This is a genomic window from Streptomyces sp. NPDC048420 (assembly GCF_040651535.1).
Lineage (GTDB): Bacteria > Actinomycetota > Actinomycetes > Streptomycetales > Streptomycetaceae > Streptomyces.
Map to the genome: position 1 here is coordinate 161,367 of NZ_JBEZKG010000017.1, position 10,515 is coordinate 171,881.

At 70.1% G+C, this 10,515-nt stretch carries 9 protein-coding genes and 2 pseudogenes; 5 read left to right on the plus strand and 6 right to left on the minus strand.

The annotated features are described in order from the left end of the window. Positions 1–87 precede the first annotated feature (87 nt). Positions 88–462, minus strand: a complete 375-nt coding sequence (locus AB0D34_RS30700) for a nuclear transport factor 2 family protein (protein ID WP_362667218.1) — start codon at positions 460–462, stop codon at positions 88–90. Between the two features lie 151 nt (positions 463–613). Between AB0D34_RS30700 and AB0D34_RS30705 the strand changes: the two genes are divergently transcribed. Then, entirely contained in the window at positions 614–2,428 is a 1,815-nt protein-coding gene (locus tag AB0D34_RS30705) for a prolyl oligopeptidase family serine peptidase (RefSeq protein ID WP_362667221.1), read from the plus strand. 152 nt (positions 2,429–2,580) lie between these two features. Here the strand turns inward: AB0D34_RS30705 and AB0D34_RS30710 are convergent, their stop codons facing one another. After that, complete coding sequence (locus AB0D34_RS30710; RefSeq protein ID WP_362667387.1) at positions 2,581–4,431, minus strand: NAD-binding protein; 1,851 nt, start codon at positions 4,429–4,431, stop codon at positions 2,581–2,583. Positions 4,432–4,666: 235 nt separating this feature from the next. Between AB0D34_RS30710 and AB0D34_RS30715 the strand changes: the two genes are divergently transcribed. From AB0D34_RS30715 to AB0D34_RS30725, 3 genes are all read left to right on the plus strand, one after another. Then, positions 4,667–5,692, plus strand: a complete 1,026-nt coding sequence (locus tag AB0D34_RS30715) for a permease (RefSeq protein WP_362667224.1) — start codon at positions 4,667–4,669, stop codon at positions 5,690–5,692. Beyond that, entirely contained in the window at positions 5,689–6,399 is a 711-nt protein-coding gene (locus AB0D34_RS30720; RefSeq protein WP_362667226.1) for a TIGR03943 family protein, read from the plus strand. Before AB0D34_RS30715 ends, AB0D34_RS30720 begins: the two co-directional genes overlap by 4 nt. A 164-nt stretch (positions 6,400–6,563) precedes the next feature. Further along, positions 6,564–7,730 carry a S8 family serine peptidase gene (locus AB0D34_RS30725; RefSeq protein ID WP_362667229.1) on the plus strand — a complete coding sequence of 389 codons (1,167 nt, stop codon included), beginning with the start codon at positions 6,564–6,566 and terminating at the stop codon, positions 7,728–7,730. Between the two features lie 137 nt (positions 7,731–7,867). Here the strand turns inward: AB0D34_RS30725 and AB0D34_RS30730 are convergent, their stop codons facing one another. From AB0D34_RS30730 to AB0D34_RS30740, 3 genes and pseudogenes are all read right to left on the minus strand, one after another. Beyond that, positions 7,868–8,206: a helix-turn-helix transcriptional regulator gene (locus AB0D34_RS30730; RefSeq protein ID WP_362667231.1), complete on the minus strand. Its 339-nt coding sequence runs from the start codon at positions 8,204–8,206 to the stop codon at positions 7,868–7,870. Then, the gene (locus tag AB0D34_RS30735; protein ID WP_362667233.1) at positions 8,203–8,577 is read right to left on the minus strand and encodes a type II toxin-antitoxin system RelE/ParE family toxin; all 375 of its coding nucleotides are present in this window, start codon (positions 8,575–8,577) and stop codon (positions 8,203–8,205) included. Before AB0D34_RS30735 ends, AB0D34_RS30730 begins: the two co-directional genes overlap by 4 nt. A gap of 56 nt (positions 8,578–8,633) precedes the next feature. After that, positions 8,634–8,774: pseudogene (locus AB0D34_RS30740) on the minus strand (ATP-binding protein); the annotation flags it as partial. 124 nt (positions 8,775–8,898) lie between these two features. Here AB0D34_RS30740 and AB0D34_RS30745 point away from each other — a divergent pair. Then, the gene (locus AB0D34_RS30745; protein ID WP_362667235.1) at positions 8,899–10,128 is read left to right on the plus strand and encodes an amidohydrolase family protein; all 1,230 of its coding nucleotides are present in this window, start codon (positions 8,899–8,901) and stop codon (positions 10,126–10,128) included. Positions 10,129–10,183: 55 nt separating this feature from the next. Here AB0D34_RS30745 and AB0D34_RS30750 read toward each other — a convergent pair. Next, positions 10,184–10,453: pseudogene (locus AB0D34_RS30750) on the minus strand (glycosyltransferase family A protein); the annotation flags it as partial. Positions 10,454–10,515: the final 62 nt, after the last annotated feature.

Consider the following 10,515-nt stretch of genomic DNA (forward strand, 5'->3'; position numbering starts at 1 on the left):
GGCGGCCGAGCTCGGGATTCCCGTCGGCGCCGTTGATCCGGCCTGCACCTCCCGGTGGGGTGCCCAACACCGGCAGCGGGGGAACGGTCAGTACCGCTCGGTGAGGTGGTCCCGGCCCGCCGGGGGCTCGTACGGCTCCGGCCAGAAGTCGGTGACGGTGGATATACGGCCGCTTTCGTCCCCGGTGAAGAACGTGATGGCGTACATCTCCTCGAGACCCACCGTGAAGTGGGCCCAGGTGACGACCTGTTCCGGCTCGGCGACGATCCGCTCGATCCGCAGGTGCCAGTCGCCCGGGTACTCCCGGTTGAACTCGACGTACCGGTCCCGGCCGCGGATGCGCTCGCGGGTCTGCGGGAGCGTGTAGACGACGTCCTCGGCGAGGGTGTCCGCGAACGCACTCCAGTCGCGGGCCTCGGCCGCGGCCCAGAAACTCTCGACGGTCTTGCGCAGATCGGTCATGGGGACGAGTCTGCACCCCGCCACTGACAATCGGCCCGGGCCTGGCCTTCCGCCCTGGTGGGAAGGGGTTCGGGTAAGCGGCCGGTAGAAGTTTTCCACAGGCTGGGGACCTCGTCTGCGGATTGTCTGTGAAGGCAGGCAGTATGGGGTCATGACTGAGAGCAACGGGTCCGCCGCGGCCGAGCGGAACGACGAGATGCCGGACTGGGAGAAGCGCTTCCGGGCGCCCCGGGTGTCCCTGCCCGACTGGGCGGAGGATGCGCCCGACCGCTCCCTGTTCGTCTCCAACGCCACGGGGACGTACGAGCTGTACGCCTGGGACCGGGCGACGGGCAAGCAGCGCCAGGTGACGGACCGGCCCAACGGCACCACGGACGGCGTGCTCTCCCCGGACGGCGCCTGGATCTGGTGGTTCGACGACAAGGACGGCGACGAGTTCGGTGTCTGGCGCCGCCAGCCCTTCGAGGGCGGCGCGGACGAGCCCGCCGCACCGGGCCTGGACGCCTCCTACCCGGCGGGCGTGGCCCTGGGCCGGGACGGCCGTACGGCGGTCGTGGGCCGTTCGACCGACGACGAGGGCACCTCCATCCACCTCGTGCGCACCGGCGAGGAGCCGGTGGAGATCTACCGGCACCGCGAGTCGGCCGGGGTCGGCGACCTCTCCCACGACGGCTCGCTGATCGCGGTCGAGCACACCGAGCACGGCGACGCGATGCACTCGGCGCTGAGGGTCGTACGCCCCGACGGCACCGCGGTCGCCGAGCTCGACGACACCCGGGGCGGTACCGAGGAACTGGGCCTGGAGGTCCTGGGCTTCGCGCCCGTCGACGGCGACACCCGGCTGCTCATCGGCCACCAGCGGCGCGGTCGCTGGGAGCCGCTGGTGTGGGACGTGGCCACCGGCGAGGAGACCGACCTCGCCCTGGACCTGCCCGGTGACGTGGGCGCCGAGTGGTACCCGGACGGCACCGGACTGCTGATCGCGCACAGCTTCGAGGCACGCAGCGAGCTCTTCCGGTACGACCTGGAGAGCGGCAAGCTGGAGAAGGTCCTCACCCCGCCCGGCTCGGTCTCCGGGGCGACGGCCCGCCCCGACGGCAGCGTGGAGTACCTGTGGTCGTCGGCCGCCGAGCCGTCCGTGGTGCGCTCGACGACGGGTGAGGTCGTGCTCGATCCGCCGGGCATGAAGTCCCCCGGTTCGGTGCCGGTGGAGGACGTGTGGGTGGAGGGCCCGGGCGGCCGGATCCACGCCCTGGTCCAGAAGCCGGCGGGGGCGACGGGGCCGTTGCCGACGGTCTTCGACATCCACGGCGGTCCGACCTGGCACGACAGCGACGCGTTCGCGGCGGGTCCCGCGGCCTGGGTGGACCACGGGTACGCGGTCGTCCGGGTCAACTACCGCGGTTCGACGGGGTACGGGCGGGCCTGGACCGACGCGCTGAAGCACCGGGTCGGGCTGATCGAGCTGGAGGACATCGCGGCGGTACGGGAGTGGGCGGTGAGCTCGGGTCTCGCCGATCCCGCGCGTCTCGTTCTCACCGGCGGTTCCTGGGGCGGGTACCTCACCCTCCTCGGTCTGGGCACCCAGCCGGACGCGTGGACCCTGGGGATCGCGGCGGTGCCGGTCGCGGACTACGTCACGGCGTTCCACGACGAGATGGAGGCGCTGAAGGCGATGGACCGCACGCTGCTGGGCGGCACGCCGGAGGAGGTGCCGGAGCGGTTCGAGGCGTCGTCACCGCTGACGTACGTCGACCAGGTCAAGGCACCGGTGTACATCTCGGCTGGGGTGAACGACCCACGGTGCCCGATCCGGCAGGTCGACAACTACGTGAAGCGGCTGGAGGGGCGGGGGGCGGTGCACGAGGTGTACCGGTACGACGCGGGTCACGGGTCGTTGGTGGTGGACGAGCGGATCAAGCAGGTGAAGCTGGAACTGGACTTCGCGGCGAGGTATTTGGGGTAGGCGGGAGCGTTGTCGGCTGCGGGTTCGTTGTGGCGGGTCGCGCAGTTCCCCGCGCCCCTGAAGGAGCGATCAGGCCATGTCTTTTAGGGGCGCGCGGAACTGCGCGACCCGCCCGCAGCCGCACAACGACCCGACCCGACCCTCAGGCACGGCTACATCCCCACCCGCCCCCGCCGCCCCAGCAACTCCGCCAACCCCCGCCGAGTAGCCGCCAACACCACCCGATCCGACCCCTGCAACACATACGTGTCGGGCAGATCCCACGCCAGTCCCGGCGCGTCCCCGGACTCCTCCCGCGCAAGGACCCGCCAGGACCCTGCTCGGAAGGCTTCGCCCACCGTCTTCCCCTCCAGTTGGGGATGCCCGCCCACATCCACCGCCGCGAACAGCAGCACCCGCCGCTCGACCGGGAACGCCCCCAGGATCTGCCGCCCCATCATCGCTCCGGCGAACGCGGGGGCGGCCAGGTGGGAGACGCTTCGGCTGCGTGTGGACGCACGGGGATGTGCCGCCCGCAGGGTGCGGTACACCGCCGTCGCGAAGTCGTCGTCGTACAGCCGCAGCACCACCCGCAGATCGGGCCGCACGGCCCGCGCGTACAGCACGCTCTCGAGGTTCGTCGTGTCCGCGCTGGTCACCGCCATCAGCGCGTGCGCGCGGTGGATCTTGGCGGCCTCCAGGACCCCCTCCTGGGTGACGTCGCCGAGCACCACCGGCACCCGCAGCCGCCGGGCCGTGGCGAGTCCGCGGGCCTCGGGGTCGGACTCGACGCACACCACGGGGATGTTCAGCTCCCGAAGCCGGGTCAGCACCCGGGTGCCGATCTTGCCGAGTCCGAGCAGCACGACATGTCCGCCCAGGCCCCGGGGCGGCTTGCGCAGGGAGGACGCGGTGCGGAAAGTGCCGAGCGCCTCGAGGACCGCGGCGAGAAGTACCGGAAGGAGGAGCAGCCCGGCCAGTCCGGAGAGGAGTTGGAGGATCTGGCGGCCGACGGACTCGCCGATGGCGGGGTCGTCGATGGCGAACAGGTCCAACAGGGTCAGATAGAAGGCGCGGAGCGGATGAATCCCGGTCACCAGCCACAACGCGACGGCGAGCGCGACCACACACCCCACCATCCCGGCCAGCGACCACCGCAGCCGGCGGGAGAACAGCGAGGTGAACCACGGCATCACACCCCGTCCGTCGGGCAACGACGGCCCGGCGTACGACACCTGCTCAAGGACCACGGTCCCGCGGTCGCCGCCGTCCCGTACCGCCGCCGCGTCCGGCAGCAGTGTGGGTCCCTGGTCCCCGCGGTCCCCGCGGTCCCCGCCGGGACCGGCGGCTTCGGTCGGCGAGAGCAGGGCCAGTGTGGCCAGCCCGGGAGGCGCGCTCACCCCGGTCCGCGCCGGGGGCCGTTCGACCGCACGCAGCAGCAGACCGCCGGTCTGAAGCACCTTGCTGGTGCCGGTGAGGGCGGTGGCGGCCAGTGCGGGCGCGGCGGTGTCGGCGTCGGAGAGCACGGTTGTGGAGGCGTCGAAGCCGGTGCCGTCGGCCGGGTCGCCGGAGGCCAGTGCGGCGGCCTGGTCGAGGAGTTCCTCGATGTGCTGGCCGAGCCGCCGGTTGTAGAGCCGCAGGACCAGTCGCAGCCGGGGGTTGAGGCGGCGGGCGGTGAGGGCGGCGCGGATGTTGGTCTCGTCGTCGTCGTACACGAGCGCGAGCGCGTGGGCCCGTTCCACGCCCGCCTCGGTGAACGCGGCCTCGTTGGGCTCGGAGGCCTCCATCAGCCGTATCCCGCCCGGGGGTTCGCTGACGGTGGTGGCGGTGCCGTTGCCGGTCAGGCCGACGGCCGCGGTCACCATCCGGTCGAGCAGCGCGGACGCGGCCCGGGCCCGTCCGACGACCGGTGTCCGCACCGAGCGTTCGGAGGCCGGGACGACCAGCGTGACCTGCTCGCCGTAGACATGTCTGAGCTCGGCCGCCAGCCGGTGTGCGAGCCCGTCGTCCCCGCACACCACCATGTGCGCGGCCGTGTCGCCCGGCAGTCCGGGACTCTGGTTCGGAACGCTCCCCACGAGGGAGAAGACTGCCTCACCGGGACGAGTGGTGCCACGGCCGGGGTCCGGGGTGGTGTCATGTGGTGGCCAGCCTTCCCCAAGAAATCCCCAAACCCCCGCGCACACTGAACAAACGGACCTGCGCCGCCGTACGCATCAGCGGGGAAACCAGCACCTCACCACCGGAGGGATCCCGGCCGTGGCCGTCACCAAAGCACCTCCGCCCACGCGGGACACCGGCGAGGACCGGCGCCCGGCGCCACCGGTCCAGGCCGACCGGCGCCTCAACTCCCCCCTCGTGCTGACCCTGTTGATGCTCCTGGTGGTGCTGGCGCAGGGCCCGATCCGGGCGGCGCTGGGCGCGCCGGTCATGCAGAGCTGGATGACGGTGTTCGTCGCCGTGCTCGTCCAGGCGCTGCCCTTCCTGGTGCTCGGGGTGCTGCTGTCGGCGGCGATCGCGGTGTTCGTGCCGCCGTCGTTCTTCGCCCGCGCGCTGCCGAGGAACCCCACCCTCGCGGTGCCGGTGGCCGGGGTGGCGGGCGTGGTGCTGCCGGGCTGCGAGTGCGCGTCCGTGCCGGTGGCCGGGGCGCTGGTGCGCAGGGGCGTCACGCCGGCCGCGGCCCTCGCCTTCCTGCTCTCCGCCCCGGCGATCAACCCGATCGTGCTGACCGCGACCGCCGTGGCCTTCCCGCGCAACCCGGAGATGGTCGTGGCCCGTCTCGTCGCGAGCCTGCTGGTGGCGTGCGCGATGGGCTGGCTGTGGCTGCGCCTCGGCCGTACCGACCTGCTGAAGCCGCCGGCCCGGCACGCGTACGAGGGTCAGGGCAAGGGCGCCGCCTTCTGGGGCTCGGTGCGGCACGACGTGATGCACGCGGGCGGCTTCCTGGTCGTCGGCGCGATGGCGGCGGCGACCCTGAAGGCCGTGGTCCCGCAGACCTGGCTGCGGACGGCGGCGGAGAACCCGGTGATCGCCGTGCTCGCGCTCGCCGCGCTGGCCGTGGTGCTGTCGATCTGCTCGGAGGCGGACGCGTTCGTGGCGGCCTCGCTCACCCAGTTCTCGCTGACCGCGCGGCTGACCTTCCTGGTCGTCGGCCCGATGATCGATCTGAAGCTGTTCGCGATGCAGACCGGCACCTTCGGCCGAGCCTTCGCCCTGCGCTTCGCCCCCGCCACCCTCGCCCTGGCGATCGTGCTGTCGGTCCTGACCGGGCTGGTGATGCTGTGAACCGGCAGGCACAGTCGGCGGTCCTGTTCCTCCTCGGTTCGGCCCTGCTGCACGCGGGCTCGACCGACCTCTACCTGCGCTACGTCAAGGCGGGCCTGCGCCCACTGGTGCTTGCGGCCGGGGTCGTCCTGGTCGTCACGGCGCTGGCGACGGCCTGGTACGAGTGGCGGTCCAGGAAGCACCAGCAGGAGCACAACCACCCCGAACCCCGCGTCTCCTGGCTCCTGGTCCTCCCGCTCTTCGCCCTGATCCTGGTCGCCCCGCCCGCCCTCGGCTCCTACAGCGCCATGCGCACGGGTACGGCCCTGCAGCAGGCGTACGGCTATACGAAGCTCCCGGAGAGCGGACCCCTGCGGCTCGGCCTCGCCGACTACGCGGGCCGCGCGGTCTACGAGCACGGCCGGGGCCTCGCCGGACGGCAGATCACCATCACCGGGTTCGTCGCCCTGGACCACTCCGGGGCGCCCTACCTGGTCCGCATGGCCCTCAACTGCTGTGCGGCGGACGCCCAGCCGGTCAAGGTCGCCCTGACCGGCGAGATCCCGCCGGTCCTCAAGCCGGACGGCTGGCTCCAGGTCACCGGCACGTACACGCCCAAGCGGACCAAGGACGCCGTGAACGGCGGCCCGATCCCGTACTTGGAGATCACGGAGTCCAAGCCGGTCCCGACCCCGCACGACCCTTACGACGAAACCTGGAACAACTGAGGTTCTTTTCCGGGCGCCGGTGGGGCATCGGCGTGCCGACCCCACCGGGCTCCGCCTTGTCGATGTCCTGTCCCCCGGAATCACACGTGGCCGAGGGCTGAGATGATCACTTGATGCGCCGTGAACTCCCTGGCCGGGGCGGGCGGACGGGTCCTGAGTGACTGGTGGCGTGGGCAGGGCGTGAGCGAAGATGGGTCACGGGTAATGTCCTGAAGGGCAAGGATTTCGTCGACGGGGACGACGATGCTTCGCCTGCAACTGGAGAGGAGCAGTCCACCCACGGTACGGAAATGGCCGGAATCATCGCAGGGCACGGACATGGCGCAGGTGCCGCCGATGGAGTGATGGGTTTGGCGCCGGAAGCCAAGATCCTTCCGATCCGTGACAACACCTCGAGTGATTTCAGTTTTGCGGACGAGATCCGATACGCAGTGGATCAGGGTGCGTCCGTCATCAATATTTCGGCATATGTCAGCGAGGATAGCGCTGCGGATCGCGAAGCAGTCGCGTATGCCCTGAAGCACAATGCGTTGATCGTGGCTGGCGCCGGAAATCAGAATAAAGCCCCGGAAATTCTCTATCCCGCAAAGTATCCAGGTGTTCTGGCTGTTGGCGGGGTGACGCAGGATGGAGAATTCTGGAAAGGGTCGAACTCTGGCCCTGAAGTTTTGTTGACGGCCCCGGCCACCCGCATCGTAAGTACTGGATGGCCTGGCGATAAGCTTCGCATCTCCGACGGAACCTCAAACTCCACTGCAAACGTGTCTGCAGCTGCCGCCTTGCTCCGATCAAAGTTCCCCGACCTCGCCGCAGGCCAGATCGCCAACCGCCTCACAAAGACGGCCGTGCTGCCAGACTCCGCCAAGGGACTTTCCCTCCCCGATGAGAAGTACGGCTACGGAGAAATCCGCCCGCTCGCCGCGCTGACGGAAGACATCGCCGCAGGCTCGAAGTACGGGCCCCTCAAGGCTCCGACGTCGGCGTCTGCGACAGCGAGCCCCTCCGCCGCTCCGAGCGCCGGTAGCAAGTCCGACGCCGACTACGCCGCAGAGGCCGAACAGGCAGACCAGAAGCAGATGCTCTTTCTCGCTATCGCCGGCGTCGTGGCCTTGGCTGTGCTCGCCCTCGTCGTGTTCCTGATCGTCAAGCGTTCCCGGCGCGACAAGAACAACAACGGCGGCCCCGGCGGCCCGGTCGGCTACCCGCAGTACAGCCAGCAGCCCGTCCCGCCGCAGCAGTACCCGTACCAGCAGCAGCCCGTATCGCCGCAGCAAAATCCGTACCAGCAGCCGCCCACCCCGCCCCACGGCCAGTGGCCGCCCCAGCAGTAGCCAGCCGGATGCAGCCCAGGCCCCCAGCGGGCGTGATGCGACCAGGCATCACGCCCGCTCGGTGGTCCCGGCGGATTGCCCGGTCGGACCTTGATGTCGACCCGCCCGTCGCACAGCGTCGCGGGCGGCCCGTCAGCTCATGCGGCGTGTTCTTCGAACGCCACGCTGTTGCGGCCGTCGGCCACCACATGCAACTCCACGGTGACGTCGAGGGCCGCCGCCAGCCTGACGAGGAGATCCGCGGTGATGGGCAGCATTCCGCCCAGTTCAACGGCTTCTACGTCGTCGGAGCTCATTCCCAGGCGCTCACCGAGCGTCGCCTGCGTCAGCCCCAGAGTCACCCGACGGTCGTACACCAGCTGTCCGAGTGCGAGCGCCAGCCGGATCTGCTCACGCTCAGCGACCACATCGGGAGGCTCGACGTAGCCCTCGTTGGTCTTGCGTTCCCGCGACAGCTTCCAGCGGGTGTGGTTCACAGCTCCTCCCGGAACTCGCGAGTGAACTCGTCATGCGCGGGACCATGCTCAGCCTCGCACAGCTCTTTCGCCAGTTTGGCGCGCTTGACCTCCGTCTCTTCCTGCATTCTGGTCTTCCGGAAGACCGTGAGCAGGACGATCCGTCGGCCTGGCGCGAGCCAGTAGGTCACCCGCATGGCATTACCACGCAGAATGAATCGCAGCTCACGCACGCCTTCTCCCAGGTTACGAGCATGGGGTTCGCCCAGAGTCGTCGGAGACCGGGCAAGAAGTTCGGCCTTCTCTTCCACGAGGCGATAGTGCTGTGGGGGCAGGCTCTCCAGCCAGGCCCTCACTTCTGGCTCGAGTTCGATCACGTACGGTTCGATCACTCCGCGAACGTAGGACGTCCCGAGAAGTGGCCGTCCATGTTTGCGAGCGCCTTCACTCATACGTGCGCGTCCAGGTAGGCACAGCCGCCGGCTCGCGACAGCACCGCCGACATCCGGGTGCCGCCGCCCGGTTCGCGGGACTCGCCGAAGCCCCATTCGCCGTCGCAGGCCCTCACCACGCAGGCCAGGACGCGCACGCCGCCGAGCCGACCCCTTCCGGGCGGGGTGTCGTCCCTGGAGGGCTTCCGTCACTTGCCGTCGCAACTTCCCCCCTCTAGCCTGAATCTGACGATCCATCAGATACCGGCTAGGGGGCAGGCAATGGCCGTCACCACCGAGAGCGGAACCGGACCGGGCACCCGGGACATCCCCAAAGTCATCAGCGTGGACGATCACGTGATCGAGCCCGCGCACCTCTTCGAGACCTGGCTTCCCGCCAAGTACCGGGACCGGGGGCCGAAGCCGCTCACCGCCGGCATCGGGGACCTCGCGTACGTCGGGGGGAAGTACCGCTTCACCACCGATCCGGAAGGGCAGCTCACGGACTGGTGGGAGTACGAGGGCGACCTGTTCCCGTACAAGCGGATCATCGCGGCCGTCGGTTTCTCACGGGACGAGATGACCCTTGACGGGATCACCCGTGAGCAGATGCGGCGCGGCTGCTGGGACCCGAAGGCCCGGGTGGAGGACATGGAGATGAACCATGTCGAGGCCTCCCTGTGCTTTCCCACCTTCCCCCGCTTCTGCGGGCAGACCTTCGCCGAGGCCAAGGACAAGGAGGTCGGGCTCGCCTGTGTGCGCGCCTACAACGACTGGATGGTCGAGGAGTGGTGCGGGGACAGCGGGGGCCGGCTGATCCCGCTGTGCCTGATCCCGCTGTGGGACGTCGAGCTGGCGGTTCAGGAGATCCGGCGCAACGCCGAGCGGGGCGTACGGGCCGTCACCTTCAGCGAGATCCCGACCCATCTGGGGCTGCCGTCGATCCACTCCGGCTACTGGGACCCGTTCTTCGCCGCGTGCGAGGAGACCGGGACGGTCGTCAACATGCACATCGGCAGCAGCTCGCAGATGCCGGCCGCGTCCCCCGACGCCCCGCCCGCCGTGCAGGCCTCCCTGTCCTTCAACAACGCCATGGCCTCGATGATGGACTTCCTGTTCTCCGGGGTCCTGGTGAAGTTCCCGCGGCTCAAACTGGCGTACAGCGAGGGCCAGATGGGCTGGATCCCGTACGCCCTCGAACGCGCCGACGACGTCTGGGAGGAGCACCGGGCCTGGGGCGGGGTCAAGGACCTGATCCCGGAGCCGCCGTCGACGTACTACTACCGGCAGATCTTCTGCTGCTTCTTCCGGGACAAGCACGGCATCGAGGCCATTGAGACCGTCGGCGTCGACAACGCCACCTTCGAGACCGACTATCCGCACGTCGACTCGACCTGGCCGCACACCAAGAAGGTCGCCGAGGAGCACGTGGCCGGCCTGTCTGAGGACGTGACCTACAAGCTGCTGCGGGGGAACGCGATCCGGATGCTGGACCTCGACTTCGACCGGTAGCCCGACAGCCCTGTCAGCGGCTCCGGCCGAGGGCGTCCGGCGCTCGCGCTTCAGTCACGGCCGGCAGCAGGCCGGTGTCCTTGGCGGCGGGCAGGGCCATCCAGCCGCCGAGGGCGAACAGCGCGCCGGGTGCCAGGAGGCCCTCGTCCGGGCCGCGGGGGAGCCCCAAGGCGCGGGAAGGCGCCCGGCCGAGCGCGGGACCGGCCCCCAGCACGGTCAGGCCCCGGGCGACCGCACCCGGGGTGAGCAGGTCGTCGGCGTCCAGGACCTTCACGTACGGCCCCGTCGGGTGCGCGAGCGCGATGGTTCGGGTGACGCCCGGCCCGTGGGTGCACCTCGCGGGAGCCGTGCACGAAAAGACCCGACCGCTGGCGACGGGGGATGCAC